Origin of the sequence: Aurantiacibacter hainanensis (genome assembly GCF_036321025.1) — a bacterium.
GTDB lineage: Bacteria > Pseudomonadota > Alphaproteobacteria > Sphingomonadales > Sphingomonadaceae > Alteraurantiacibacter > Alteraurantiacibacter hainanensis.
The window spans coordinates 1,203,551-1,229,512 of record NZ_JAZAPB010000002.1 but is presented as its reverse complement, the minus strand read 5'-3'; the positions used below and the strand labels follow the sequence as shown (position 1 = coordinate 1,229,512).

Annotated in this window: 23 protein-coding genes and 1 tRNA gene; 15 read left to right on the top strand and 9 right to left on the bottom strand. The window is 63.6% G+C overall.

Translation table 11 applies throughout. The annotated features are described in order from the left end of the window. The first annotated feature begins 23 nt into the window (after window positions 1–23). The 3 genes from trpA to AAA989_RS13285 are packed head-to-tail and all read left to right on the top strand — an operon-like array spanning window position 24 to window position 3,021. Window positions 24–803 carry a tryptophan synthase subunit alpha gene (gene trpA / locus AAA989_RS13295; protein ID WP_338244339.1) on the top strand — a complete coding sequence of 260 codons (780 nt, stop codon included), beginning with the start codon at window positions 24–26 and terminating at the stop codon, window positions 801–803. A 9-nt stretch (window positions 804–812) separates the two neighbouring features. Then, window positions 813–1,664, top strand: coding sequence for an acetyl-CoA carboxylase, carboxyltransferase subunit beta (gene accD / locus AAA989_RS13290; RefSeq protein WP_338244337.1), 852 nt, complete (start codon window positions 813–815; stop codon window positions 1,662–1,664). Between the two features lie 19 nt (window positions 1,665–1,683). Next, window positions 1,684–3,021 (top strand): bifunctional folylpolyglutamate synthase/dihydrofolate synthase, encoded by a 1,338-nt coding sequence (locus tag AAA989_RS13285; protein ID WP_338244335.1) that lies wholly within the window; start codon window positions 1,684–1,686, stop codon window positions 3,019–3,021. A 10-nt stretch (window positions 3,022–3,031) separates the two neighbouring features. Here AAA989_RS13285 and AAA989_RS13280 read toward each other — a convergent pair whose 3' ends face one another. Beyond that, complete coding sequence (locus tag AAA989_RS13280) at window positions 3,032–4,777, bottom strand: AmpG family muropeptide MFS transporter (RefSeq protein ID WP_338244333.1); 1,746 nt, start codon at window positions 4,775–4,777, stop codon at window positions 3,032–3,034. Between the two features lie 99 nt (window positions 4,778–4,876). Between AAA989_RS13280 and AAA989_RS13275 the strand changes: the two genes are divergently transcribed. Further along, complete coding sequence (locus tag AAA989_RS13275; protein WP_338244331.1) at window positions 4,877–5,626, top strand: pseudouridine synthase; 750 nt, start codon at window positions 4,877–4,879, stop codon at window positions 5,624–5,626. Further along, window positions 5,623–6,174 carry a 16S rRNA (guanine(966)-N(2))-methyltransferase RsmD gene (gene rsmD, locus AAA989_RS13270; protein WP_338244329.1) on the top strand — a complete coding sequence of 184 codons (552 nt, stop codon included), beginning with the start codon at window positions 5,623–5,625 and terminating at the stop codon, window positions 6,172–6,174. The genes AAA989_RS13275 and rsmD overlap by 4 nt, the downstream gene beginning before the upstream one ends. Window positions 6,175–6,201: 27 nt before the next feature. On the opposite strand, the gene AAA989_RS13265 is transcribed toward rsmD, so the two are convergent. Together AAA989_RS13265 and AAA989_RS13260 are read right to left on the bottom strand one after the other, a co-directional pair. Further along, window positions 6,202–6,474, bottom strand: coding sequence for a hypothetical protein (locus AAA989_RS13265; RefSeq protein WP_338244327.1), 273 nt, complete (start codon window positions 6,472–6,474; stop codon window positions 6,202–6,204). Between the two features lie 134 nt (window positions 6,475–6,608). Then, window positions 6,609–7,202, bottom strand: coding sequence for a hypothetical protein (locus AAA989_RS13260; protein ID WP_338244324.1), 594 nt, complete (start codon window positions 7,200–7,202; stop codon window positions 6,609–6,611). A 197-nt stretch (window positions 7,203–7,399) separates the two neighbouring features. Here AAA989_RS13260 and AAA989_RS13255 point away from each other — a divergent pair, with 197 nt between their 5' ends. Together AAA989_RS13255 and AAA989_RS13250 are read left to right on the top strand one after the other, a co-directional pair. After that, complete coding sequence (locus AAA989_RS13255) at window positions 7,400–9,649, top strand: ATP-dependent helicase (RefSeq protein WP_338245539.1); 2,250 nt, start codon at window positions 7,400–7,402, stop codon at window positions 9,647–9,649. A 122-nt stretch (window positions 9,650–9,771) separates the two neighbouring features. Further along, the gene (locus AAA989_RS13250) at window positions 9,772–10,524 is read left to right on the top strand and encodes a Crp/Fnr family transcriptional regulator (protein WP_338244322.1); all 753 of its coding nucleotides are present in this window, start codon (window positions 9,772–9,774) and stop codon (window positions 10,522–10,524) included. 24 nt (window positions 10,525–10,548) lie between these two features. Here the strand turns inward: AAA989_RS13250 and AAA989_RS13245 are convergent, their stop codons facing one another. The 3 genes from AAA989_RS13245 to AAA989_RS13235 form a co-directional block, all read right to left on the bottom strand. Then, window positions 10,549–10,860, bottom strand: coding sequence for a hypothetical protein (locus AAA989_RS13245; RefSeq protein WP_338244320.1), 312 nt, complete (start codon window positions 10,858–10,860; stop codon window positions 10,549–10,551). Between the two features lie 82 nt (window positions 10,861–10,942). Next, on the bottom strand, window positions 10,943–12,382 hold the full coding sequence (locus AAA989_RS13240; RefSeq protein WP_338244318.1) for a DEAD/DEAH box helicase: 1,440 nt from the start codon (window positions 12,380–12,382) through the stop codon (window positions 10,943–10,945). A 104-nt stretch (window positions 12,383–12,486) separates the two neighbouring features. Then, window positions 12,487–13,065 (bottom strand): hypothetical protein, encoded by a 579-nt coding sequence (locus AAA989_RS13235; protein WP_338244316.1) that lies wholly within the window; start codon window positions 13,063–13,065, stop codon window positions 12,487–12,489. Window positions 13,066–13,198: 133 nt separating this feature from the next. Here AAA989_RS13235 and AAA989_RS13230 point away from each other — a divergent pair, with 133 nt between their 5' ends. Beyond that, window positions 13,199–14,647: an FAD-binding oxidoreductase gene (locus AAA989_RS13230; protein ID WP_338244314.1), complete on the top strand. Its 1,449-nt coding sequence runs from the start codon at window positions 13,199–13,201 to the stop codon at window positions 14,645–14,647. Between the two features lie 86 nt (window positions 14,648–14,733). Beyond that, the gene (locus tag AAA989_RS13225; RefSeq protein ID WP_338244313.1) at window positions 14,734–15,549 is read left to right on the top strand and encodes a SapC family protein; all 816 of its coding nucleotides are present in this window, start codon (window positions 14,734–14,736) and stop codon (window positions 15,547–15,549) included. A 236-nt stretch (window positions 15,550–15,785) separates the two neighbouring features. Here the strand turns inward: AAA989_RS13225 and AAA989_RS13220 are convergent, their stop codons facing one another. Then, a complete protein-coding gene (locus tag AAA989_RS13220) occupies window positions 15,786–16,742 on the bottom strand; it encodes an N-formylglutamate amidohydrolase (protein WP_338244311.1) in 957 nt (318 codons plus the stop codon). Window positions 16,743–16,874: 132 nt separating this feature from the next. On the opposite strand from AAA989_RS13220, the gene cpdR reads away from it, so the two are divergent. Continuing rightward, window positions 16,875–17,249, top strand: a complete 375-nt coding sequence (gene cpdR, locus AAA989_RS13215; RefSeq protein WP_338244309.1) for a cell cycle two-component system response regulator CpdR — start codon at window positions 16,875–16,877, stop codon at window positions 17,247–17,249. 103 nt (window positions 17,250–17,352) lie between these two features. Next, a tRNA-Val gene (locus AAA989_RS13210) sits at window positions 17,353–17,427 on the top strand. Between the two features lie 35 nt (window positions 17,428–17,462). On the opposite strand, the gene AAA989_RS13205 is transcribed toward AAA989_RS13210, so the two are convergent. Together AAA989_RS13205 and AAA989_RS13200 are read right to left on the bottom strand one after the other, a co-directional pair. After that, window positions 17,463–17,867 carry a MerR family transcriptional regulator gene (locus AAA989_RS13205; RefSeq protein ID WP_434781456.1) on the bottom strand — a complete coding sequence of 135 codons (405 nt, stop codon included), beginning with the start codon at window positions 17,865–17,867 and terminating at the stop codon, window positions 17,463–17,465. Window positions 17,868–17,896: 29 nt separating this feature from the next. Further along, window positions 17,897–19,621, bottom strand: a complete 1,725-nt coding sequence (locus AAA989_RS13200) for a long-chain-fatty-acid--CoA ligase (RefSeq protein ID WP_338244307.1) — start codon at window positions 19,619–19,621, stop codon at window positions 17,897–17,899. Window positions 19,622–19,775: 154 nt separating this feature from the next. On the opposite strand from AAA989_RS13200, the gene AAA989_RS13195 reads away from it, so the two are divergent. The 4 genes from AAA989_RS13195 to AAA989_RS13180 are packed head-to-tail and all read left to right on the top strand — an operon-like array spanning window position 19,776 to window position 25,958. Further along, complete coding sequence (locus tag AAA989_RS13195) at window positions 19,776–20,912, top strand: thiolase family protein (RefSeq protein WP_338244305.1); 1,137 nt, start codon at window positions 19,776–19,778, stop codon at window positions 20,910–20,912. Beyond that, window positions 20,912–23,239, top strand: a complete 2,328-nt coding sequence (locus AAA989_RS13190) for a 3-hydroxyacyl-CoA dehydrogenase/enoyl-CoA hydratase family protein (protein ID WP_338244303.1) — start codon at window positions 20,912–20,914, stop codon at window positions 23,237–23,239. The genes AAA989_RS13195 and AAA989_RS13190 overlap by 1 nt, the downstream gene beginning before the upstream one ends. 20 nt (window positions 23,240–23,259) lie before the next feature. Then, window positions 23,260–25,050, top strand: coding sequence for an acyl-CoA dehydrogenase C-terminal domain-containing protein (locus AAA989_RS13185; protein ID WP_338244301.1), 1,791 nt, complete (start codon window positions 23,260–23,262; stop codon window positions 25,048–25,050). Continuing rightward, the gene (locus AAA989_RS13180; protein WP_434781446.1) at window positions 25,047–25,958 is read left to right on the top strand and encodes an NAD(P)H-dependent flavin oxidoreductase; all 912 of its coding nucleotides are present in this window, start codon (window positions 25,047–25,049) and stop codon (window positions 25,956–25,958) included. The genes AAA989_RS13185 and AAA989_RS13180 overlap by 4 nt, the downstream gene beginning before the upstream one ends. Window positions 25,959–25,962: the final 4 nt, after the last annotated feature.

Sequence of the window (25,962 nt, the reverse complement as noted above, 5' to 3'; positions counted from 1 at the left end):
CTGTCCTATTACAGAGAAATAGAATGACCCGCCTCGCCACCACGTTCGCCAAGCCCCACCCCGCTCTCGTCTGCTTTATCACCGCAGGCGACGGCGACACGGCGGCCAATCTCGACGCGCTGGTAGAAGGCGGCGCGGACGTGATCGAACTGGGCATGCCCTTTACCGATCCGATGGCCGATGGCCCTGCGATCCAGGCGGCCAACATCCGCTCGCTCAGCAAGGGAACGAAGACTGCCGATGTTCTCAAGATCGCGACCGACTTCCGCGCCCGTCATCCCGAGGTGCCGCTCGTATTGATGGGCTATGCCAATCCGATGGTGCGACGCGGACCGGAATGGTTCGCGGACGCCGCAGAGAAGGCGGGCGTCGACGGGGTGATCTGCGTCGACCTCGCGCCGGAAGAGGACGAGGACCTTGGCCCTGCCCTGCGCCAAAAGGGCATCGCGCCCATCCGTCTTGCCACCCCCACCACCGACGCGAAGCGCCTGCCGACGGTGCTCGATAAGTCGGCAGGGTTTCTCTACTACGTCTCGGTCGCCGGGATTACCGGCAAGCAGCAGGCTGCCATCGATTCGATCGAGGCCAACGTCTCTCGCATTAAGCAGCATACCGACTTGCCGGTGGCGGTCGGCTTCGGGGTGCGCGCTCCCGAACAGGCGCAGGCCATCGCCCGGGTTGCGGACGGGGTCGTCGTCGGCTCCGCCCTCGTCGAACTCGTTGCCGAGCACGGCAATGCCGCCCCGGAACACTTGCGCAACCTGACGCGAAGCCTTGCCGAAGCCGTGCATAATGCGCGATAGGGGCCCGCTATGAGTTGGCTAACCCGTGTCCGCGAGCGCCTGCCCTTCGGCAACAAGCGCGAATCGCCCGATAACCTGTGGATCAAGTGTCCCCGGTGTCAGGAAATGGTGTTCCGCACCGAATACGAGCAGAACCTGAGCGTCTGCCCGCAGTGCGATCATCATGGCCGCATCGGTGCCCAGACCCGGCTTGAACAGCTGATGGACGAAGGCAGTTTCGAACTTCTGCCTCCGCCCAAGGTCGTCGAGGATCCGCTGCGCTTCAAGGACAGCAAGCGCTATACCGACAGGCTGAAGGCCGCCCGCGGGGGCAATCCCCAGGCCGATGCCTTCACCGCCGCTTTCGGCATGATCGATGGTCAGCGCGCCGTGGTTGGCGTGCAGGATTTCACCTTCATGGGTGGTTCGATGGGCATGGCGGTGGGCGATGCCTTCTGCAACGCGGCCCAGCGCGCGCTGGACGAGCGCTGCGGCTTCGTCTGCGTGACGGCCGCTGGCGGCGCGCGCATGCAGGAAGGCATTCTCAGCCTGATGCAGATGCCGCGCGCCACGGTGATGACGCGTCGCCTGAAGGAAGCGGGCCTGCCCTACATCGTGGTTCTGGCGGACCCCACCACGGGCGGCGTAACGGCCAGCTACGCCATGCTGGGCGACGTGCACATCGCCGAACCTGGCGCCCTGATCGGGTTCGCCGGGCAGCGCGTGATCCAGGAAACCATTCGCGAGCAGTTGCCAGAGGGCTTCCAGCGCGCTGAATACCTGCACAAGCACGGCATGGTGGACATGGTGGTGCACCGCAAGGAATTGCGCGCCACGGTTGCGCAGCTGCTGGACTATCTCAGCCCGGCCAAGGCTGCCTGACCGGCCACTCGCCTTCCCCATGAAAGATTTCGCGATCTCGGAAGACCCGGCGGTCCAGAAGCAGCTCGATCGCCTGGGCGCCCTGTCCTTGCCGCAGGGACGCATCGGGCTGGATGTGATCCTTGAACTGCTGGCGCGCCTCGGCAATCCCGAAAAGCGCCTGCCGCCCGTCTTCCATGTCGCCGGGACCAACGGCAAGGGTTCGACCTGCGCCTTCCTGCGCGCCATGCTGGAGGCGGAAGGGCTCAGCGTCCATGTCGCCACCAAGCCGCACCTCGTGCGCTATAATGAACGCATCCGCGTTGGCGGAGAGCTGATTTCCGACAGGATGCTGGCAAGTCTGCTGGAAGAGGTTCTCGATACCGCTGAAGACCTCTCCCCCAGCTTCTTCGAGGTAACGACGGCCGCGACATTCCTCGCCTTCGCGCGTGAACCTGCTGACGCCTGCGTGATCGAGGTGGGCCTTGGCGGGCGATTCGATGCCACCAACGTCATGGAACGGCCTGCCGCCTGCGGTATTGCCAGCCTCGGTATCGATCACGATCAGTTCCTGCTGAACGAGGACCCCGAGGCTCCCTCCCCCACGGACAACCCGATGGTGCGGATCGCTTTCGAGAAGTCTGGCATCGCCCGCCCCGGCTCTCCGCTGGTGACACAGGGCTACTCGCCGGATGTCGAGGCCGAAGTGGAGCGCCGCGCCGGGCTGGCTGGCGCGCCCCTGCACATGCGTGGCCACGACTGGTGGGCCGAGGCGGGGAGCGACGCCATCGCCTATCGCGACCGGCACGGGCAGCTCGACCTGCCCTTGCCGACAATGCCAGGCGCGCATCAGGCCGATAACGCCGCGCTAGCCGTGGCCATGCTGCGTCACCAGGATGTTGTGACGGTGTCGGACGCGGCAATGGCCAAGGGTATCCGCGAGACACGCTGGCCCGCGCGCCTGCAACGGCTCAGCGCCGGGCCGCTGACCGAACTGTTGCCGGAGCGGGCGTTCCTGCTGGATGGCGGACACAATCCCGACGCCGCGCAGGCGCTGGCGCGCTACCTGGAGACCTGGGCAGAGAAGCCGGTGGACGCGGTGATCGGCATGATGGCGGCGAAGGATGCACGCCGATTTCTAGCCATCGTCGCACCGCACCTGAACTCGATCACGGCAGTGCCCATTCCGGGTAATGATTGCCTTGCTCCGGAAACGCTCGCCGAACTCGCGCGCGAGGCCGGCGCGCACCATGTCGCAACCGCAGAAGACGTGCCATCGGCCGTCACGGCGCTTGGCCCTGCCGGGACGGTGCTGATCTGCGGCTCGCTTTACCTTGCGGGCAAGGTTCTAAGCGCGAACCGGGAATTCCCGGTCTAGCTTTTCGGCCCTATTCCGCCGGCTCCGGCGCGACATCGTGGGTGTCCGGCGTCACCACGCCCGATTTCGCCCCCGAACGGCTGACGCGGATCCATTCGAAGATACACAGCACCACGGCGATGAACCCGATCAGCGTGGTGAGGATGAAGACGTCGTAGTAGCCCCGATCCTCGATCATCTCGCCCAGCGCCCCGCGTCCCAGCGTGCCCACCAGCAGCGTAAGAGAAGACAGCAGCGCATACTGCACGGCCGAGTACTTCTTCGAGACGATGGAGCTGAGCCAAGCCACGTATGCCGCGCCCGCGATACCGATCGCCAGGTTCTCCCAAAGGATGGTGAAGGTGAGCCGCGGCAGGGCGTCCGAGCCGAACGGTGCCATGAAATTGATGAGGGCCGAAAAGCCGATCGCATCGCTCGCCGCCTGCATGTAGGCGCCGCCTGCCGCCATGTCGGCGTAGAGCAGGTTTGTCAGCGCGGCGATCAGCGCGCCCAGCGTGAGCGTTGCCATGCGGCCGATCACGGTGAGCAGGTATCCGCCGAAAGCGAGCCCGGCGATGATTGCGCCCACGCCAAAGAACTTCGAGGCAAAGGCGACCTCGTCGTTCGTGTAGTTCAGTTCACCCAGGTAGAACGGATAGGCGAAGGTCCCCCAGATCGCGTCGCAGATGCGATAGGTCAGCACCAGCGACAGGATCAGCACCAGCGACCACCCCATCCGGCCGACGAATTCCACCAGCGGCATGACCAGCGCGCGATAGAGGTGGTCCACGACGTAGGAATTGCCCTCCCTGGCGGGCAGGTCCTCGGTCATGACATTCTCGCCCTTGGCCTTTTGCGAGGCCAGCCAGCCTGCGATCAAGGCGGGGATCACGACGGTCGCGACGATGATCCAGGGGCCGTAGTTCAGCGTGAAGTCGGTGGGATTCGGGCGATCCTCGGGCGCATAGGCCAGCGACATGTACATGAAGGTGAGGACCACGCCGATGGCAAGTGCCCAGAGCAGCCCCACGGCGCCAAGCGCCTTCGCCCGCAGATCGGGTCGCAGCTCGCCCTTCTTGCGAAGGCTGAGCAGCAGTTCGTCGTCCACCGTGCCGTCGACGTTCTCGCCCGCCTTGCTGTCCGGCGCGAAAAGGCCGGCGATGCCGATGGCGAGCAGGATGCCGCCCATCATCAGGTAGGTCTGAGGCCAGCCGATCCGCGCCGCGATGATCAGGCCCAGCGCGCCGCCAACCAGAGCCGCGAGCCGGTATCCCATCTGGTAGACGGTCGAGAGGATATCGAGCGTCGCCTCCTCGTCCGCCACGTCGATACGCCAGGCGTTGATGGCGATATCCTGCGTGGCGCTGGCGAGCGCGCCGATACCGGCGAGCAGGCTGAACCAGCCGATCGCCTCGTTCGTGGGATTGGAAAGGCTGAGCGCGATCAGGATGATGCCGAGCAGTATCTGCGACGGCACGATCCACTGCTTTCGCCGCCCCAGCTTGCGGAAACCGGGTATCGAAACCTTGTCGATCAGCGGCGACCACAGGAACTGGAACGCATAGGCGAGGCCGATGAGCGAGAAGACGCCCATCGTCTCCAGCTCGACCTCGGCCTCCGACAGCCAGGCGTAGAGCGTGCCCAGGAACAGCGCGAACGGCAGGCCGCTGGCGAAGCCGAACAACGCCATGAAGCCGCTTTTCGGGTTCTTCAGGGAGCGGGCCAGCGTGCGCCAGCCGGGCTTGGATTTCTTCGATTCTGCGGCCGCTTCGGCCATAGGAGACGTCTCCGTTCTGGTGCCCAGATGCAGGTCTAGCTGTAATCCATCGCAATGGAAGGCTGGATGAACGGGTCTTCAACGCCTATGGCGCGCCAAATGTCCGACAATGATCGCCCGGCGGGAGACCGCATCGCCAAATTGCTAGCCCGCGCGGGCGTGGCCAGCCGCCGTGAGATCGAGCGGATGATCGAGGACCGGCGAATCAAGATCGGTGACGAGATCGTCACCACGCCCGCCACCTTCCTGACGTCGCTGAAAGGCGTGACGGTGGATGGCAAGCCCGTCGCCAAACCGGAACGCACGCGGCTGTTCGCCTTCCACAAGCCTACCGGCCTGCTGACGGCGGAGCGCGATTTCTCCGGTCGCCCGACGATCTACACCGCGCTTCGCAATGCCCTTCCCAAGGATACGCCGCGCCTGATGCCTGTCGGCCGACTGGACCTCAACACCGAAGGCCTGCTGCTGCTGACGAACGATGGCGAGTTCAAGCGGCTGCTGGAACTGCCCGCCACGGAAATTCCCCGCACCTATCGCGCCCGCACGTTCGGCGACGTGACGCAGGAGCAGCTGGAAGACCTGATGGACGGCATCGAGATCGAGGGGATGCGCTATGGCCCCATCGACGCCAATCTCGAGCGGCGGACCGGACGCAACCAGTGGATCGAGCTGACGCTGACGGAGGGCAAGAACCGCGAGGTTCGCCGGGTGCTGGAGCATCTCGGCCTGGAGGTCAGTCGCCTGATCCGCGTGGCCTACGGCCCGTTCGGACTGGCGGACCTGCCGCGCGGAGCGGCCCAGGAAATCCGCAAGGAAGACATCGAACGTTTCCGGAGCAGCCTGAAATGAGGATCATCGCCGGCGACTGGAAGAGACGGCAATTGCGCGCACCACCGGGCGACGCCACCCGTCCCACCGCAGACCGCACGCGTGAAACGCTGTTTTCGATGCTGGTGAGCCGCCTCGGATCGCTCGAAGGTCTCTCCGTTGCCGACCTGTTTGCCGGTTCTGGTGCACTGGGGTTGGAAGCCTTGTCGCGTGGCGCTGCGAATTGTCTCTTCGTCGAGCAGGATGCCGCCGCCATCCGCTGCCTGCGACAGAACATTTCATCGTTGCGCGCGCAGCAGCAGTGCGAGGTTGTGGCGGGGTCCGTAATGTCGCTGGGGGCGGCAAAGCAACCGCGTGACCTGGTCCTGCTCGATCCGCCCTACGGCACCAACGCCGGAGAAGTGGCGGTGGACAGGCTGACGAGGCTTGGCTGGATCGGGCCGGCTACCTGGGTAGCTCTGGAAGTGGGCGCCAAGGAAGACGTGAAGATCAAGGCTCTCGAGATCGAAAGCGAACGCCGCACCGGCCCGGCGAAACTGGTTCTGCTTCGCTGGCCCGATACGGCGTAAAAGTTTCGGAGGCGTGGAGCCTGCCGATCAGTTCATCTGGCTGGCCGGTTGACCGGGCCAGTATTCAAGAGGGCGATCGCCCCAGTTCAGTCCGGCGGCACGCGGATTGATGCAGTTGTCCTGCTCCTGGGTCATGCAGACATCGATGGTCTGACCGTCCTTGCGAACCTTGGTCGCCTGGCCTCGATCGTTTCGCTCGACGATTTCCCAACCGGTGCTGGTCATGTGATTGTCGGCAAATGCAGGGGCGGCTACACCCAGCATGAGACCCGCGGCGGCAATGGCGGCTAACGTTTTCATCTGGCAGTCCTTTCGACAACGAGCGGTGACAGAACAACGGGTTCCCTCTGCTGGGGTTCCGCGCACGGGAAAGGGCCGCCCATGACGGGCGGCCCTCTCTTCAGGACCGGTCGGTCCGGTCTTCTTGGCTGTCGTTAGGAACTGGCGGGTTCACCAGGCCAGTAACTGAGCGGGCGGTCTACTCCGGGCCCACGCTGGCCAGCGGCCCACGCGTTGATGCAGTTATCGTCCGCATCGCTCTCACAGACAGGATACTCTCCCTGGTGTGCGGGCGGAATGTCCTGCACGATACCGGTGTTCACAAACTGGATGTTGCCAGTGGTGTTGGCGGCAGTTCGCGTCGCGGTGGTCTGAGCGGTCGAGCTGCGCGTTTCGAGTTCATCGACCTGTGCGATTACCGAATTCCACGCTGCTTCGCGCTGTTCGGGCGCCTGGATCTGGAACAGCGTCACGCGCTGATCATCGTTCAGATACCACCATGCGTCCTGCTGGTTTTCGTCCAGCGACCAGTAATAGCCGCGCAGGGCGTCGTTCCAGCCGAAATACATCGTCTGCTGATCGGGGGTGTAGGTGTCGAATACGGCCTGCTGATCGGCAGACAGATCATCGTACATCACCTGCTGTTGGGGCGTCATGTCGCGCTTGTCGTCGACGTCGTGCACCTGCGCTGCGGCAGGGACGGCGGCCATGGAAAGCGCGGTGGCGGCGGCGAGAAATGCCTTCTTCATGGATCGGTCTCCTGTGTCGTTTCGCGTCGTTGCGTATGTCCCATAAACGGGCCTTTACCGGCGCCTGTTCCGAGAAAACCGGGTTCCCCGTTTCGTCGCGCGCCTTGCACGATGCGGCGGTGTTCCCTAGCTGTTCACTAGTGACCCAGCCCACTTCCAGCGCCGATTCCCTTCCCGCGAAAGCCGTCCCCGAATGGCTGTCGCACCTCAATGCGCCGCAGCGGGAGGCGGTCATCACGACCGAGGGGCCGGTGCTGATGTTGGCCGGGGCCGGAACGGGCAAGACTGCCGCCCTCACCCACCGCCTGGCGCACATCGTGCGGGAACGGCTGGCCTGGCCCAGCGAAATCCTCTGCGTCACCTTTACGAACAAGGCCGCGCGCGAGATGCGCGAACGCGTGAGCACGCTTACCGGGGGCGCGCTGGAAGGGATGCCCTGGCTCGGCACCTTCCACTCGATCTGCGCCAAGATGCTGCGCCGCCATGCCGAACTGGTGGGGCTGGAAAGCAATTTCACGATCATCGACACCGATGACCAGTTGCGACTGCTCAAGACGCTGATCCGCGACAACGACCTTGACGAAAAGCGCTGGCCGCCGCGCCAGCTGGCGGGACTGATCGACAGCTGGAAGAACCGCGGCCTCAACCCCGGCGACCTGACGGCCGTCGACAACGAAAGCTATGCCAACGGCAAGGGCGCGGAGATGTACCGCCTGTACCAGGAACGGCTCAAGAGCCTAAACGCCTGCGATTTCGGCGACCTGCTGCTGCACGTGCTGAACGTCTTTCGCCAGAATTCAGACGTGCTGAAGACCTATCAGCAACGGTACAAGTACATCCTCGTCGACGAATACCAGGATACCAATGCCGTGCAGTATCTCTGGCTGCGGCTGCTGGCGCAGGAGCGCAAGAACATCTGCGTCGTGGGCGACGACGACCAGTCCATCTATTCCTGGCGCGGCGCGGAAGTGGCGAACATCCTGCGCTTCGAGAAGGACTTCCCCGGCGCCAAGGTGGTGAAGCTCGAGCAGAACTATCGCTCCACCCCCCAGATCCTCGCCGCCGCCAGCGGCCTGATCGAGGCCAACAGCCAGCGCCTCGGCAAGACGCTGTGGACCCAGTTGCCCGAAGGCCCGAAAGTGCGCGTCGTCGGCGTGTGGGACGCGCCCGAGGAAGCGCGCCGCGTGGGCGAGGACATCGAGCGGCTGGAACGCGAGGGTGCTTCGCTGGAACAGGTCGCGATCCTTGTCCGCGCACAGTACCAGACCCGCGAGTTCGAGGACCGCTTCATCCAGATCGGCCTCTCCTATCGCATCATCGGCGGATTCCGTTTCTACGAGCGCGCGGAAATCCGCGATGCCCTCGCCTACCTGCGGGTGATCGCCCAGCCCGCCGACGACCTTGCCTTCGAACGCATCTACAACCAGCCCAAGCGAGGGCTTGGCGCGAAGACGCTTGAAAAGATGCATCAGCACGCCCGGCGTACCAAACAGCCGCTGGCCGCCGCCGCGCTGGAACTGGCGGACAGCGACGAACTGCCGGCCCGCGCCCGCAACACCATCGCCGCCATGATGGGCGATTTCCTGCGCTGGCGCGAAATGAGCGAGGCCGTGACCCCGGCAGACCTCATGCGCGCCGTGCTGGAGGAGTCCGGTTACGACGCCATGCTCAAGGCCGATCGCTCGGCCGAAAGCGCGGGCCGGGCCGAAAACCTCGTCGAACTCGCGCGCGCGATGGAAGAATACGAGACGCTTGGCGATTTCCTCGAACACGTCAGCCTCGTCATGGACAACGACGCGAACGACGAGGAAGAGAAGGTCACCATCATGACCATGCACGCCGCCAAGGGGCTGGAGTTCGACCACGTCTTCCTGCCGGGCTGGGAAGAAGGCGTGTTCCCGTCGCAGCGTTCACTGGACGAAGGCGGCCTCGCCAGCCTCGAGGAGGAACGCCGCCTCGCCTATGTCGCCATCACCCGGGCCCGGCGTCGTTGCACGATCCTGCACGCCGCGAACCGGCGCATCTACGGCCAGTGGACCAGTTCCATTCCCAGCCGTTTCATAGAGGAACTGCCCGACGACTATATCGAGAGCGAAACCACCATGACCGGTGGCAAGTCGCTGTGGCAGGCCAACTGGAGCGAGAGCGAGGATCCCTTCGCCCACGTCTCCAGCAGCCGCCCCGATCGCTCCAGTGCGCGCGGACCCGGATGGCAGCGCGCTCTCGCCACCGGTTACGAGACGAAGCAGGCGCGGCTGAAGGAGCCGGGCCGGAGCGCTGCAAGCTTTGCCGCCAAGCCACGCGACGACGTGGAGATCGGCGCGCGGGTGTTTCACGAGAAGTTCGGCTACGGCGAAGTCATCGGGCAGGAAGGCAACAAGCTGGAAATCGATTTCGAGAAGGCCGGGACCAAGCGGGTGATCGACAGCTTCGTTTCACTGGCCTGAGCGAACTATAGTTCGCCAGCCATCGATCTGCTGGCAATCCAGCGAATATCGCGCTAGCAATCGATTTGGCAATTCGATCAATTGTGTGCGGGGTCATCTTGGCAGAGCGGGACATGCAGAGCATGCGCGACGATCGTCGTGCAGACGAAGCCGTTGATATCGGCAAGTTCGTCGCGTCGATCAGGCGACGGTATGAATTTTCAGATGACGAGGTCCGCCTGCTTCAGGAGCGGATGGCCGAAACACACACCTTCGCGCCGGGAGAGTACCTGGTGCGGGAAGGCGAGCGTATCGGCTATTCGTCGCTCATCATCGATGGCTTCGCCTGCCGGTGCAAGGACAACCTGGACGGCCAGCGCCAGATCATGGAAGTCCAGATCGCCGGCGATTTCGTCGACCTGCATTCCTATCCGCTGGAAATGCTGGATCACGCCATCTGCACCCTTTCCCGTTGCACCATCGTGAAGTTCCATCACCCCGATATCTCGGAAATCATCGATATTTCACCGCGCATGGCGCGTATTCTCTGGTTCACGACGATGGTGGACGCATCGATTCACAGGCAATGGATCGTGAACATCGGCTCCCGGTCGGGAAAGAGCAGGATCGCTCATTTGCTGTGCGAACTTTATTGCCGGTCCGAGGTCGTGGGCCTGACCGATGGCTATACCTATCGCCTGCCTCTCAACCAGTCGCAGATCGGCGAGTGCCTTGGCTTCACGCAGATGCATGTGAACCGGCTGATGAGGGAACTGAGGGAAGACGGCCTGGCCACCCTCCAGTCACAGACGGTGCGAATCCAGGACTGGGAGGGATTGCAAAAACTGGCCGAGTTCGATCCCGCCTATCTCTACCTCAACGAACGGGTAAGCTGAGTATCCGAACCTCTGGCGACGGGGTCAGAGGCGGTAGGCAGGCTTGAGAAACCACGACCGATCCGCGTGGATCTGCAGGAGATAGGCGTGGATGTCGTCGCGGACGATCTCCAGCTCACCGACGCCAAATTCACGGACGGCGAATTCAATCGCCGCGGTGATATCGGGAAACTCGATTTCCACCGACTTGCTGAGAGCGCCGGCCACGCCCGCCCGCGTCAGTCGGAAGCGGGACAAAACCCGGTCGAAGACGCGTGGGTCCATCGGCATTGCGCCGCCTTCGATACCTTTGCTGTACATGGATGCCCTCGCGCTGAAGTTCGTGACTTCGTCCATGGCGCAGTTGGCCGCGAGAACACGACCAACTTTGTTTACTTGCTGATATTTCTCCGAGAGGCGACGGCCCCCGGATTGGCGATCAATCGAAGCCAACGCCGAGGAAATCGGGCTTCGGCCCGTTCCACTCGCCTGCCGGAACACGCTCGTCGTCATCACCCCGACGGTGCGACTGGCCGCCCTGCTTGCGAGCGGGCTTGTCGGCCGCCTTCCTGGGCGCTTCCTTGCGCTCGGGCTTGTTGCCCTCGTCCTTGCGCTCGGGCCTGTTGCTCTCGTCCTTGCGCTCGGGCTTGTTGCTCTCGTCCTTGCGCGAGCGAGAGCGCCTGGGCTTCTCTTCCCGCTCGTCCTGCGCATCTTCGTCCTCGTCCTGCTTCGGCTGCGCTTTGGGCAGCTCGACGCGAACGTCCTTCTTGCCGAAGACGGGGATCTTCGCGCCGGTCAGCTTCTCGACGTTGTCGATCGCCTCGTCGTCACCTTCGCCAACGAAAGTGAAGGCGCGGCCCTTCGCGCCCGCGCGGCCCGTGCGACCGATGCGGTGAACGTAATCGTCGGGATGCCAGGGCGTATCGTAATTGAAGATGTGGCTGACACCCTTGATGTCCAGCCCGCGCGCGGCAACGTCGCTGGCAACGAGGATGTTGATCTCCCCATCCTTGAAACGCTGCAGTTCGGCGTTGCGCTGCGCCTGGTCGATATCGCCGTGGATCTCGCCACTGGCAAATCCGCTGCGCTGCAGTGCCTTGTTGAGTTCGCGCACCGTGGTCTTGCGGTTGGAGAATACGATCGCCGTATCCACCAGGTCGTTGCGCAGCAGCCATTCCAGCGTCTCGCGCTTCTCGCGGTTCTTTACCGGAATCTTGAAAGCGGTGATGTTCTCGTTGGTGGAAGCTGCCCGGCTCACCTCGATGCGCTTCGGGTTATTGAGGAATTTCTTGGCCAGCTTCTCGATGGGAGCGGGCATGGTGGCCGAAAACAACAGCGTCTGACGCTGATCGGGCAGCTTGTCGCAGATGAACTCGATATCGGGGATGAATCCCATGTCGAGCATGCGGTCGGCCTCGTCGATCACCACCAGCTCACAGGCGTTGAGCATGATCTTGCCGCGCTCGAACAGGTCCATCAGGCGGCCGGGCGTGGCGATCAGCACGTCGACGCCTTCGTTCAGCGCCTTGACCTGATCGCCCATCTGCACGCCGCCGATCAGCAGTGCCATCTTGAGATCGTGGTTCTCGCCGTACTTCTCGAAATTCTCGGCGACCTGTGCGGCCAGTTCGCGCGTCGGTTCAAGGATCAGGGACCGCGGCATGAGCGCGCGGCGACGGCCACTTGCGAGCACGTCGATCATCGGCAGCACGAAACTGGCCGTCTTGCCGGTGCCGGTCTGCGCGATGCCAAGCACGTCCTTCATCATCAGCACGGCCGGAATGGCTTCTGCCTGGATGGGGGTCGGCTGCGTGTAGCCGGCCGTCTCCACGGCTTTGAGCAATTCAGGGGAAAGGCCGAGATCGGCGAAAGTGGTCAATGCGTTAGGTCCGGAAAATTGAGCGCTCGAAAATCGGCGCCTTCACTGTCGCGCGCCCTATGCAGCAGACGTGGGGAAAGTCAAGATTTTCGGGTGAATTCGCCCTATTCGCCCACGGCGACAAGCCGGCTGAACTCCGCAACCTCGCAACTGGCGCCCGCCCGCGACTGCAGCAAGTCGCGCGATACGCAAAGCTGCCCGTCGTCGCTGCGCTCCACATAGAACCCGGCATAGAAGGCGCGTGCCGTGCACGATCGTTCCAGCGTGGCCGCCAGCACCTGCCGCCCTTCGGTGAAGAACAGCAGGCGGTTGTCAGCAGCAGGCTGAACTCCGACGATGTCGTTCACATCGACGCATTCGCCGTGTTCCACTTCTTCGAAGCTGCGCGCGATCGGGCGCCTCGGCAGATCCGCCAGGATCTGAGTGCGCGCCCTTGCCGGTGCGGGAGAGATGCGCACGATAACCCTTTGACGGATACGAACCTGGTGTTGCTCGGGAGGCCGATGCGCCTGGTCCAGCAACGTGCCCGGCGAGACGGAAGAACGCCCGAACCCCAGTGGCGACATGGACTGCGGACCTGAACGAACCGGATCTTCCTGTGCCGCTGCACGCACGGGCAACTGAGCCGCGAACAGCGGCACTAGCAGGGCGACGAGCGCGAGAAGGGCAGCGATGCGTTTCATGCCGGTGTCTTTTGCAAACGGCCCGAAAAGCGGGATCCGCCGATGGTTCGCCTGACTAGCAAGGTGGATTGAATGACGGCTTAACCTGAAACGGCCCTTTGCAACAACGCCCCGATAGTGGCAACGCGTTTGCATGAGCGATAGCGACCAATTCCTTGCCCAGGCTGCCGACTTGCTGGGCGAACGTGGTTTCACCACCGATCCTGAACTTATCAGCCCGTGGCTGACCGACTGGCGTGGCCGTTTCACCGGGCGCGCGCTGGGCATGGCCTCCCCTGACAACACGCAAGAGGTTGCCGCGCTGGTCAAGCTTTGCGCCAGGCACGGGGTGCCGATCGTGCCCCAGGGCGGCAACAGCGGCATGTCGGGCGGTGCCACGCCCGACGAGAGCGGCAATGCCATCGTGCTGTCGCTGCGCCGGATGGACAAGGTCCGTAACTTCGATGTCGATGCACGGCAGATCACTTGCGAGGCGGGCCTGATCCTGCAGACCCTTCACGAGACGGTGGAGGCGAAGGACCTGCGCTTTCCCCTGACTCTCGGCGGCAAGGGTTCGGCCACGATCGGCGGACTCATCTCCACCAATGCAGGCGGCACGCAGGTGCTGCGCCACGGCTCGATGCGCGCGCAGGTGCTGGGGATCGAGGCGGTGATGGCCGATGGCGAGGTATTCGATTCCCTCCGCCCGCTGAAGAAGGACAATCGCGGCTTCGACATGAAGCAGTTGCTGATCGGCTCTGAAGGTACCCTGGGGATCGTCACCGCGGCCACGCTGCGCCTGTTGCCCGCGGTTGCCGATCGCGCCGTGCTGTGGGCCGGGCTGGAGGACATTCGCGATGCCCGAAAGCTGCTGCTGCATGCAGAGCGGGTGGCCGGTGAAGCGCTGGAAGGCTTCGAGGTCATGCCGCGCCATTCCCTGGAGGCCGTGCTGGCGCACAGCGCAAACGCCCGCGCGCCCTTGCAGGATCACCACGCATGGAACGCACTGATCGAACTGACAGCCGATTCCTCCGGCGCGGACGCCCTCCCCGATCTTGCGCAGGAGTTGCTCGAAAGCGCGTTCGAAAAGGGACTGGTCGTCGATGCGACGATCGCCCGAAACGAGGCACAGGCCGAGGATTTCTGGATGCTGCGCGACGAGATCGCCCCGGCCGAGCGGGCTCTGGGGCCGGCGATGCAGCATGACATTTCCGTTCCCGTGCCCGACATGGCGGATTTCGTCGCCGATGCCGTGCCCAAGGTCGAGAAGGCCTTTCCCGGCAGCCGGGCGGTTGCCTTCGGACACCTGGGAGACGGCAACGTCCATTTCCACGTCCTTGCACCCAGCGGCGCCACACCCGGCGAGTGGGAGGAAAGCGAAGGCAAGGCCATCAGCGCCTTCGTTCATGACGAAGTGACGGCGTGGAACGGGTCGATCAGTGCAGAGCACGGGATCGGCCAGCTGAAGCGCGACGAACTGGCGCGCCTTGGCGATGCGGCGCAACTGGCGATCCTGCGCCGGGTCAAGCAGGCGCTGGACCCCGACGGCTTGCTGAATCCGGGCAAGTTGGTGCCGCTTGAAACCGGTGGAGACTCCCTCTAAGGCCCGGCGCGAGTTTCACGAAATTCACAGCGGCGGATACCGACAGCGAAGTCGGATACCGTTATCCAGATCGATCGGAGAGTATGATGGCCAGCGCGCCGAAAGCCAGTTTGCCCGTCCTTTACAAGGAACTGATCCCCCTCAACAGCAACGACCATGCCGACTGGCATGCCCGTTCCGTCGACAAGGCACCCTGGGTCGCCGACCAGCACGCCATTCCTCTCACGGTCGAGGAATTTCCCTCGGCCCAGCGTAGCTACCCGATCGTCTTTTCTTCCGGCGAACGCTCCGTTCCGCTCGCCCTGATGGGCCTCAACGAAGGCGTGAACGTCTTCTTCAAGGAAGACGGTTCGCTTCGCGACGACACGGCCCCCTATATCCCCGCCTACGTCCGTCGCTACCCCTTCCTGCTGGCCAAGCTGGATCAGAACTCTGACAACCTGTCGCTGTGTTTCGATCCCACGAGCGATCTTGTCGGCAAGTTCGACGAAGGCCAGCCGCTGTTCACCGACAGCAAGGAGCCGAGCGAGCATTGCAAGGGCCTGCTGCAGTTTTGCGAAAAGTTCGAGGAAGCCGGCAACCGCACCCAGATGTTCATGCAGGAAATGCAAAGCCACGACCTGCTGATGGACGGTGAAATCGCCATCAACCGCGCCGACGCGCCCGACAAGCCCTACACCTATCGCGGGTTCCGCATGGTGAACCAGGAGAAGCTTCGCGAGCTTCGTGGCGACCAGCTCCGCAAGTGGAACGAGAACGGCCTGCTGCCGCTCATCTTCGCGCACCTCTTCTCGCTCGACCTGATGCGCAACATTTTCGCCCGCCAGGTCGAAATGGGCAAGGGCCCGGAAGGCATGCGCCAGGGCAACGGGGCAGCCAAGGAAGGCGCCACGAAGGCCTGATCCGGCGCTGGCGTCGGCAAGGCGCCCGCGGAATACGACGAAGGCGGCCCGGCGGGCCGCCTTCGGCACGTTAATTCTTGAATCGGTTGCGGCTGATCCTATTTTAGGAATGTCCGATCGGCGCTCCCCTCATGGCCCGGTCGGATAGGCGCACTTCGGTGTGCCTCCTCCCTGAACCTTGGCCGCTCCGTGCTTCATGCACGGGGCGGTTTTTTCATGGCGATGATTCTTGAGCGCTATTCGGCCGCCTGGGCGAAACCCTGCGCACCTTTCGTCACTTCCTCGGCCAACCTGCGCACCAGCCCGGCGAGAAGGTGCGAGACCGCCTCGAGCCCTTCGCCAGGTTCGCGCAGTTCCGCATCGAGATAGGTAGCCCGGCAGATTTCCAGCTGCATGGCGGAAATTCCCCTTGCCGGCGCTCCATGACGATCCAGCACGTATCCGCCCGCATAGGGCCGGTTATGCGCAGCCCTCGCTCCATGCTCGTCGAAATGGTCGAGCGCCGCGGAAACGAGATGCCCCTCGCACGAGGCGCCGAAGCGATCTCCGATCACGAAGTCCGCTGCCGCGTCCTTGCCCGTCTTGGGGCCGAGTGGCGGCATCGAATGGACGTCGAGCAGCAGGGCGGCACCCCAGCGGTCGCGCAGGGTTTCCAGCATCTGCGAGAGCGAGAGGTGATAGGGCGTGTGCACCTGCTCTATGCGCTGCGACAGATCGGCCGAGGTCGTGCGCTGGCGCCACAATTCGCCGAGTCCCGGCAGGCGGCGGGGCACGAGGCCCAGCCCGCTGCGCGAACGGCGGCCAGCGGCCAGGCGCGAGCGCACGTATCCGCTTCGCGGACCTGCGACCATTTCCCAATCGATATCTTCGGGAGACCGGTTAAGATCGATCATGGCGCGCGGTGCGCTTGCCATCAGGAGGACGGCACCTGTCGCCGTGGCCACATCGCGGGCCACGAGGTCGACATAGCGGTCTTCCAGCCGCGGAGTCGCTTCTGCGGGCTGGCGCATCCGGTTCAGTAATGCGTTGGGGTAATCCCTGCCGGCATGCGGCACGGCGATCACGATCGGAAGGGGCAACGCCTTCGGGCGGTGAAGCACGAATGCCGGGCGCCCTTCCCCACCAGGAAGCAGGCCGCCATCGCTCACATGCGAATCGAAAGGACCGGAACCGTGCGCATCCATCTGCGTCATTGCTGACGGTGAACTATCCCCTTGTCAAAGAATGCCTGTCCCATTGCTGGGCAGGTGCCGATCAAGGGCAGATTTTTAACACGGATGTGCTTAGAGACGATCCTCACACACATTCATGGGGAAGATGAAGGCATGATCCGTATCCTGCTGGCCGAAGACGACACTGCGATGCGCACCTACCTGACCAGGGCGCTCGAGCAGGCTGGTTTTTCGGTCATGGCAGTTTCCTGCGGCACCGAAGCGCTGCCGCTGCTGGAAACCGAGATCTACGATCTGCTGCTTTCCGATATCGTGATGCCCGAGATGGACGGGATCGAGCTGGCCCAGCGATGCAACGAGCTGAGCCCGTCGACGAAGGTGATGTTCATCACCGGATTCGCCGCAGTCGCCCTGAAGGCCAACCGCGAGGCTCCGCACGCGAAGATGCTCTCCAAGCCCTTCCACCTGAAGGACCTGGTGATGGAAGTTGAACGCGTGTTCGAGGACAGCGCGGCGGTTTCCGTCTGAACACTGCGCTATTGCCGCGAAACCCCTCTTGCGAAAGCCGAGCGGCGGCGCTAGATGGCCCGCCTGCCGTCCGCTTGGCGAGACGGCAAAACCCGAATGGTGTGGGCGTATAGCTCAGTGGTAGAGCACTATGTTGACATCGTAGGGGTCCCAAGTTCGAACCTTGGTACGCCCACCATTCGCGCTCTCTTTTCCTGAGAACCCGTTTTTGGGCTACTTGTCCCGCTGCGCGAGGTGGCGCCGCGACATGGCCTCGATGCTCTCGAGCTCGGCAATCGTCTGATCGATAGCTTCGCGTTGCTGGCGCAGTTCCGCCAGCCGTTCCTGCGTGGCTTCCAGCATGCGTTTTGCCTGCACCACCTGATCGGGGTCGTGATCGTAGAGGCTCAGGAACTCGCCGATTTCGCGGATGCTGAAGCCCAGCCGCTTTCCGCGCAGGATCAACTGCATGCGGCCCATTTCGCGCCGCGAATAGACTCGCATGGATCCCACTCGCCCGGGTTGGATCAGGCCCTTGTCTTCATAGAAGCGCAGCGTGCGCTGGGTAACGCCCAGCGCCTCGGATGCCTCCGCGATGCTTTTCAGATCGCCCTGCTTCATGTCCTCGAAGCCGGGCATCCCGCCAGCCGTTTCCTTTGCAGGCTCGCTCATGCACTTCCCCCCTTTGCCGCTTCAGCCCTTGCCGCCTCGGCCCGGGCCTTCTCCTCGGCCACGAGCTGCTTCTTCTCGAGCTTGCCCACCAGCGTCTTGGGCAGTTCGTCGCGGAATTCGTAGGCATCGGGCATCTCGATCGGGCTGAGCCGCATCTTCAGGAACTGGTGCAGCGTCGCAGCGTCCAGTTCCTCGCCTTCGTGCAGCGCGATGAACAGCTTGGGCGCTTCGCCGCGATAATCGTCGGGGATGCCGATGGCCACCGCCTCCTTCACCGCGGGATGTTCGTAGGCCGCATCCTCGATCGTGCGCGGATAGACGTTATACCCGCTGCACAGGATCAGGTCCTTGATGCGGTCGACGATGAAGAGATAACCGTCCTCGTCCAGGTAGCCGATGTCGCCGGTGCGCAGCGCGCCTTCGACGAAAACCTTCTCTGTCGCGTCGTCACGGTTCCAGTAGCCCTTCATCAGCTGCGGGCCGCGGGCGCATATCTCGCCGCGCTCGCCCTGTGGCACAAGCGCGCCGGTTTCCGGGTCGCGGATCTCCACCACGGTGTGCGGGAAGGCGGGCCCGGCCGAATTTTCCTTCACCGGCTGGCGCCCCAGCAACGGGTTGCTGGTAATGATGGGCGATGCCTCCGTCAGGCCATAGCCTTCCGAGACGGGAGAGCCCGTGCGTGCCTCGTACTGCTTGCGCACCTCCAGCGGCAGCGGCGCCCCACCGGAGATGCTGGTCCGCACGGATCGCAGATCGGGGATCTTGTCGTCGGGCAGCGAACCCAGCGCGTTGTAGATGGTGGGCACGCCGAACATCTGCGTCGGCGGCTTGCGCTTGATGGTGGCCAGAACCTCGTCCATCTCAAACCGCGGGAGAAGGACCAGCTCGGCGGCAATTTCGACACCGAAATTGAGGACGCAGGTCAGCGCGAAGACGTGGAACAGCGGCAGCACGCCCAGCGTGCGTTCCTGCTGATCGCGCTCCTCGCCGATGTGAAGCAGCATCTGAGCGGAATTGGCGGCAAGGCTTGCATGGGTGAGCATGGCACCCTTTGGCCGCCCGGTCGTTCCACCTGTATATTGCAGGACCGCGACATCGCCAGGATCCTGCTTGACCGGGCGGAGAGAGGCCTTGTGACCAGCAACATCGCGATAATGCGAATAGGTGACGCCCGCCTGCTTCTTCGCCAGCGCGGACCGTTTCAGCGTGCGCAGGCCAATGCTTTTCCAGAACGGCAGCACGTCGCCCATGGAACACAGGACGATCCGCTCCAGCGAACTGCCTTCCGCTCCCCAAGCGTGGGCAACCTTGGAATGCAGCAGCTCGAGATCGGGCACCGCCACCATCTTGGCGCCGGAATCGGTGATGAGGAATTCCACCTCGCTTTCGGAATAGAGCGGGTTAAGCTGCACCACGATGCCCCCGGCGCGCAGAACCGCGTAGTAGAGGATCACCGAATAGGGCGTGTTCGGCAGGCAGAGTCCGAAGCGGTCATCCTTTTCAAGGCCCAGCGCCTGCAATCCTGCCGCCACCCGGTCGACCTCCCGGCCCAGTTCGCCATAGGTCCACTCGCGTCCGAGAAAATCGATCGCCACCCGGTCGGGAAACTGCGTGACGGCCCGGTCGAAGCTTTCAGTCAGCAGCCGGGGCCGAATTTTGCCCTCTGCATCAAGGATCCGCGAAGGATCGAGCGGGTGAGACGTTGCCGCCGCCACGGTCATGGAACATCCTTTCCTAGTCGACGCAGGAAACGGGCGAACCGTTCAAACTGCGTCTTGATTTGTCGTTGCTTGACGTATACGTCAGGTGACAGACTTTATCGTAACCATTCGGCGCAAAAGGTCAACGCGCGAAAGAGAAAGGCACGAGAAAACAATGAGTGATGTCGTCATTGCCGGATATGTCCGCTCCCCGTTCCACCCCGCCCATCGTGGCGCGCTGGCAAAGGTCCGCCCGGACGATCTGGCGGCCAACACCATCAAGGGCCTGATCGAACGCACCGGCGTAAATGCCGATGATATCGAGGACGTGCTCATGGGCTGCGCCTTCCCCGAAGGCGAGCAGGGCTTCAACATCGCGCGCCTCGTCGTGCTGCTGGCCGACCTGCCGCTGAGCATCGGCGGCATGACCATGAACCGTTTCTGCGGTTCGTCCATGAGCGCGGTGCACTACGCCGCAGGCCAGATCGCGCTTGGTGCGGGCGAAGTATTCATCGCCGCGGGCGTCGAATCGATGAGCCGCGTGCCGATGACCGGGTTCAACCCCATGCCGAACCCCGAACTCGCCAAGCGCAGCGCCGCCTACATCGGCATGGGCGACACGGCGGAAAATGTTGCGAGGAAGTACGAGCTTTCGCGCGAGGCGCAGGAAGCCTTCGCGTTGAAGAGCCAGCAGAAGGCTGGCGAGGCGATTAAGAAGGGCTCCTTCAAGGAAGAGATCGTGCCGATCACCCTGCCCGACGGCACCGTCGTCGATGTGGACGGCACGCCGCGCCCCGATACCACCGCCGAAGGTCTGGCTGGTCTCAAGCTCTCGTTCGACGAGAATGGCACCGTGACCGCAGGCACCGCCTCTCCCCTGACCGACGGTTCTGCCGCCGTGCTGGTGTGCAGCGCCGACTATGCCGCGAAGAACAACCTGCCCGTGATCGCCAAGGTCAAGAGCATGGCCATTTCCGGCTGCGCGCCCGAGATCATGGGCATCGGTCCGGTCGAGGCATCGAAGAAGGCACTGTCCCGCGCAGGCCTCACCATGGACGACATCGACGTGGTTGAACTGAACGAGGCGTTCTCCAGCCAGTCCATCGCCTGCATTGGCGACCTCGGCATTCCGGAAGAGAAGATCAACCTGGATGGCGGTGCCATTGCCATCGGCCACCCGCTGGGCGCCACCGGCGCGCGCATCGTCGGCAAGGCCGCCAGCCTGCTGAAGCGCGAAGGCAAGAAATACGCCCTCGTCACCCAGTGCATCGGTGGCGGACAGGGCATCGCGACGATCCTGGAGACTGCATAATGAGCGACAAGGCCATCAAGAAAGTCTGCGTGATCGGCGCCGGCACGATGGGTGCCGGGATCGCCGCTCAGATCGCCAATGCCGGGGTACCCGTGCTGCTCCTGGATATCGTTCCGAAGGAAGGCGACAATCGCAATGCCATCGCCGAAGGCGCGGTGAAGAAAATGCTGAAGGCCGACCCTGCCCCCTTCATGGGCAAGCGTCCGGCCAGGCTGGTGGAAACCGGCAATATCGAGGACGACCTGGACAAGGTTGCCGAGTGCGACTGGGTGGTGGAAGCCATCATCGAACGGCTCGACATCAAGCAGGACCTCTATTCCAAGCTGGAAAAGGTGCGCAAGGAAGGCACGGCCGTGTCCTCCAACACCTCCACCATCCCGCTGGAGAAGCTGACCGAGGGCCGGTCCGACGCCTTCAAGCGCGATTTCCTGATCACTCACTTCTTCAATCCGCCCCGCTACATGCGGTTGATCGAACTCGTGGCCGGTCCGCAGACGGACAAGCGCACGCTGGAAATGGTCCGCGAATTCGTGGACCGGAAACTGGGCAAGACCCCCGTCGATGCCGAGGATTCGCCCGGCTTCATCGCCAACCGCATCGGCACCTTCTGGATCCAGCAGGCGGTGAATTCCGCATTCGACATGGGTATTTCGGTGGAGGAGGCCGACGAGATCGGCGGCCGTCCGATGGGCGTGCCCAAGACCGGCGTGTTCGGGCTGATCGACCTGATCGGCATCGACCTGATGCCGCACCTGATGGAAAGCCTCACCTCCACCCTGCCGGAGGACGACTGGTACCAGAAGATCGCCCGCAGCGAGAAGCTGATCGAGGGCATGATCGAGAGCGGCTACACCGGCCGCAAGGGCAAAGGCGGCTTCTATCGCATCAACCGCGAAGGCGGTGGCAAGGTGAAGGAAGCCAAGGACCTGAAGTCCGGCGAATACCGTGCGGCGGCTCGCCCCGGCATCGTTCGCGGCCCCGCGAAGAAGGACCTGAAGGCCCTTATCTCGCAGGAAGGCAAGGTGGGCGACTACGCCTGGGCCATTCTCGGCCCCACCCTCTCCTACGCAGCCAGCATTGTGCCCGAGGCGACGGCCACGGTTGTCGGCGTGGATGACGCGATGAAGCTGGGCTACAACTGGAAGTCCGGCCCGTTCGAGATGATCGACAAGATCGGCGTCTCGCACCTGGTCGAACGCCTCGAGGCCGACGACCTGCCGGTGCCGGAAATCCTGCGCATGGCCGATGGCCGCAGCTTCTACCGCGTGGAAGGCGGCAAGCGCCAGTACCTGGGCACCGACGGCGAATACCACGACGTCGAACGCCCCGAAGGCGTGCTGTTGCTGGAAGACATCAAGCTGACCGCAGAGCCGCTGATGGCCAATGGATCCGCCGCTCTGTGGGACGTCGGCGACGGCGTGGTCGCGCTGGAATTCACCGGCAAGATGAACGCGCTGGACGAGCAGGTGATGAAGCTCATCCAGAAGGCCGTCCCGCTGGTGAAGAAGGACTACAAGGCTCTCGTCGTTTACAACGAAGGCTCCAACTTCTCTGCCGGTGCCAATCTCGGCCTTGCCATGTTCGCGCTGAATATCGCCGCATGGAGCGAGGTGGAGAAGCTCGTGAAAGGCGGACAGGATGCCTACAAGGCGCTGAAGTATGCCCCCTTCCCCGTCGTATCGGCCCCGGCTGGAATGGCGCTGGGCGGCGGCTGCGAGATCTGTCTCAACTCCGATGCCATCCAGGCCCATGCCGAAACCTACATCGGCCTGGTCGAAACCGGCGTCGGCATCGTTCCGGGATGGGGTGGCTGCGGCGAGATGCTGTCTCGCTGGGAAAACAATCCGCGCCACCCCAACGGCCCGATGCCCGCGGTATCAAAGGCTTTCGAGATCATTTCCGTCGCCACGGTCGCCAAGTCGGCTGCCGAGGGCAAGGAATACGGTTTCCTGCGCCATGACGACGGCATCACCATGAACCGCGACCGCCTTCTGTACGACGCGAAGCAGCGCGCACTGGCGATGGTGGATGGATACGAGGCTCCGGAAAAGCCCGAATATCGCCTGCCCGGACCAAGCGGCAAGGCTGCGCTGGAACTGGCGGTCGAGAGCTTCCACCGTCAGGGCAAGGCAACCGACCACGACGTGACCGTCGCAGGCGAACTTGCCACCATCCTGACCGGCGGTGATACCGACGTTACCGAGATCGTGACCGAGGCCGACCTGCTGAAGCTGGAGCGCGATAGCTTCATGCGCCTTGTCCGCAACCCGAAGTCGCAGGCCCGTGTCGAGCACATGCTCGAAACCGGCAAGCCGCTGCGTAACTGACCCGAGAGAGGATTTGTCCAATGCAAGTCTATGAAGCCCCCATCCGCGACATGCGCTTCAACATCTACGAACTCCACGAGGACGACGGCTTCGGCGAACTCGAGGGGTTCGAGGATTTCGACGAGGACGTGACGAACGCCATTCTCGAGGAAGCGAACAAGCTGTGCCGTGACGTGCTGCTGCCGATCAACTGGCCCGGCGATCAGGAAGGCTGCCGCATCGAGAACGGCGTGGTCCGCACGCCGGAAGGGTTCCAGGACGCCTACAAGCAGTTCTGCGAGGGCGGCTGGGCCGGACTTGGCGTGGCCGAGAAATGGGGCGGCCAGGGCGCGCCGCATGCGATCGGCAAGATGGTGGAAGAGATGACCTGCTCGGCCAATCTCAGCTTCGGCCTCTACCCGGGCCTCACCAACGGCGCGATGGTGGCGCTGGAAGCCTATGGCAGCGACGACCTGAAGAACTTCTACATGCCGAAGATGGCCAACGGCGAATGGACCGGCACCATGTGCCTGACAGAATCGCACTGCGGCACGGACCTGGGCATGCTGCGCACCAAGGCGGAACCGCAGGACGACGGCAGCTACCTCGTCACCGGCAACAAGATCTTCATCAGCGCCGGCGACCACGACCTGACCGACAACATCGTCCACCTGGTGCTGGCGCGCCTGCCCGATGCCCCTCCCGGGGTGAAAGGCATCTCGCTGTTCCTGGTGCCGAAATACCTTCCCAAGGACGACGGATCGCTGGGCGATTTCAACAACGCCACGGCCACGGCCATCGAACACAAGATGGGCCTGAAGGCATCGGCCACGTGCCAGATGTCTTTCGAGGACGCCAAGGGCTGGCTCGTGGGCAAGCCGCATCGCGGACTGGAAGCCATGTTCGCCATGATGAACACCGAACGCGTGGCGGTCGGTATCCAGGGCCTGGGCGTGGGCGAGATCGCCTATCAGTCGGCCGTCTACTACGCGAAGGATCGCCTGCAGGGCCGCTCGCTGTCGGGCGTGAAGAATCCCGATGGCCCGGCCGATCCGATCATCGTCCATCCCGATGTGCGCCGCATGCTGATGACCATGCGCGCCTACAACGAGGGCAGCCGCGCGGTTTCCGCGTGGGTCAGCCGCGCTCTGGACGCCGAACATGCGGCGAAAGAGCCCGAAGCGCGCGAGCGGGCGAAGGATTTCGTCGCCCTGATGACGCCGGTCGTGAAGGCGCTGTTCACCGATCTTGGACACGAGAGTGCGCACATCGCGGTGCAGGTGCACGGCGGTCATGGCTACATCCAGGAAACCGGTGTCGAACAGTTCGCCCGCGATGCCCGCATCGCCCAGATTTATGAGGGCACGAACGGCATCCAGGCGCTGGACCTCGTCGGCCGCAAGCTGCCGGATCGCATGGGCAAGAACCTGCGCAGTTTCTTCCACCCGGTGTCGCAGTTCATCGAGGACCACGGCTCTGACGCCCACATCGGGAAGATGACCGCCAGTCTGCAGCAGGCCTTCGGCGCGTTGCAGATGTCCACCGGCCACATCGCGCAGAAGGGCCTGAAGGATCCCGAGGAAGCTGGCGCTGCCGCCACCGACTACCTGCGTCTGCTGGGCTTCGTCGCCATGGGCTACTGCTTTGCCAAGGCGGCCAAGATCGCCCACGCCAGGCTGGAGGAAGGCACCGACGAAAAGGCCTTCTACGAAGCCAAGATCGTCACCGCACGGTTCTTCTTCGATCGCCTGCTTCCGCCCGCGATGGCGCAGATGATGGCCATCACCAGCGGCAAGGGCAGCATGATGGACATGCCGGAGGACGCGTTTTGACGACGCCGCTGGAGAGCTTCGCTGGCGGGCTGAAAGTGCCCGCCATCGTCGCCCCCATGTTCCTCGTATCCGGCCCCGACCTCGTGGTGGAAAGCTGCAAGGCCGGGCTGTGCGGCACCTTCCCCGCGCTGAACCAGCGATCGACCGAAGGGTTCGACGAATGGCTCTGCGAGATCGAGGAGCGGCTGGGCGACGATGCGGCACCCTATGGGGTCAACCTGATCGTCCACGGGTCCAACCCGCGGGTGCAGGCCGATCTCGAAGTCTGCATCAAGCACAAGGTGCCGCTGATCATCACTTCGCTGGGCGCGGTTTCCGACCTGGTCGATGCCGTCCATTCCTATGGCGGCCTGGTCTTTCATGACGTGATCCAGCGCCGCCACGCCGAAAAGGCGGCAGAAGCCGGCGTTGACGGCATCATCGCCGTCGCTGCCGGAGCGGGCGGCCATGCCGGCACCTTCAGCCCCTTCGCCCTCACCAGCGAAATCCGCGAGTTCTGGGACGGCGCGCTGATCCTTTCGGGATCGATGAGCCACGGCGGCCACATCGCTGCCGCGCAGATGATGGGGTGCGACTTCGCCTATTTCGGCAGCCACTTCATCGCGGCCGAGGAAAGCATGGCTCCACAGGGCCAGAAGGACATGATGATCGGCGCCAGTGCGAAGGACATCACCTACACCAACAAGGTGACAGGCGTTGGCGCCAACTTCCTGACACCCAGCCTGGAGGCGGCACAGTTGCACGATGCACCGGGCGAAATGTCGCTGAACGAGGAAGCGAAGGCCTGGAAAACGATATGGTCCGCCGGACACGGCACCGGATCTGTTCGCGACGTTCGCCCCACCAGGGAAATCTGCGAGCAGCTGATCTCCGAATACGAGGCCGCACGCGCGAATTTCTGCGGATGAGCGG

Coding starts and splice junctions, on each gene's coding strand:
- AAA989_RS13190 (WP_338244303.1), top strand. CDS start 20,912: ATGAGCGACAAGGCCATCAAGAAAGTCTGCGTGATCGGCGCCGGCACG.
- AAA989_RS13230 (WP_338244314.1), top strand. CDS start 13,199: ATGAGCGATAGCGACCAATTCCTTGCCCAGGCTGCCGACTTGCTGGGC.
- cpdR (WP_338244309.1), top strand. CDS start 16,875: ATGATCCGTATCCTGCTGGCCGAAGACGACACTGCGATGCGCACCTAC.
- AAA989_RS13220 (WP_338244311.1), bottom strand. CDS start 16,742: ATGACGCAGATGGATGCGCACGGTTCCGGTCCTTTCGATTCGCATGTG.
- AAA989_RS13205 (WP_434781456.1), bottom strand. CDS start 17,867: ATGCCCGGCTTCGAGGACATGAAGCAGGGCGATCTGAAAAGCATCGCG.
- AAA989_RS13245 (WP_338244320.1), bottom strand. CDS start 10,860: ATGGACGAAGTCACGAACTTCAGCGCGAGGGCATCCATGTACAGCAAA.
- AAA989_RS13250 (WP_338244322.1), top strand. CDS start 9,772: ATGCGCGACGATCGTCGTGCAGACGAAGCCGTTGATATCGGCAAGTTC.
- AAA989_RS13265 (WP_338244327.1), bottom strand. CDS start 6,474: ATGAAAACGTTAGCCGCCATTGCCGCCGCGGGTCTCATGCTGGGTGTA.
- AAA989_RS13195 (WP_338244305.1), top strand. CDS start 19,776: ATGAGTGATGTCGTCATTGCCGGATATGTCCGCTCCCCGTTCCACCCC.
- AAA989_RS13235 (WP_338244316.1), bottom strand. CDS start 13,065: ATGAAACGCATCGCTGCCCTTCTCGCGCTCGTCGCCCTGCTAGTGCCG.
- AAA989_RS13260 (WP_338244324.1), bottom strand. CDS start 7,202: ATGAAGAAGGCATTTCTCGCCGCCGCCACCGCGCTTTCCATGGCCGCC.
- AAA989_RS13185 (WP_338244301.1), top strand. CDS start 23,260: ATGCAAGTCTATGAAGCCCCCATCCGCGACATGCGCTTCAACATCTAC.
- AAA989_RS13280 (WP_338244333.1), bottom strand. CDS start 4,777: ATGGCCGAAGCGGCCGCAGAATCGAAGAAATCCAAGCCCGGCTGGCGC.
- rsmD (WP_338244329.1), top strand. CDS start 5,623: ATGAGGATCATCGCCGGCGACTGGAAGAGACGGCAATTGCGCGCACCA.
- trpA (WP_338244339.1), top strand. CDS start 24: ATGACCCGCCTCGCCACCACGTTCGCCAAGCCCCACCCCGCTCTCGTC.
- AAA989_RS13200 (WP_338244307.1), bottom strand. CDS start 19,621: ATGACCGTGGCGGCGGCAACGTCTCACCCGCTCGATCCTTCGCGGATC.
- AAA989_RS13225 (WP_338244313.1), top strand. CDS start 14,734: ATGGCCAGCGCGCCGAAAGCCAGTTTGCCCGTCCTTTACAAGGAACTG.
- AAA989_RS13285 (WP_338244335.1), top strand. CDS start 1,684: ATGAAAGATTTCGCGATCTCGGAAGACCCGGCGGTCCAGAAGCAGCTC.
- accD (WP_338244337.1), top strand. CDS start 813: ATGAGTTGGCTAACCCGTGTCCGCGAGCGCCTGCCCTTCGGCAACAAG.
- AAA989_RS13275 (WP_338244331.1), top strand. CDS start 4,877: ATGTCCGACAATGATCGCCCGGCGGGAGACCGCATCGCCAAATTGCTA.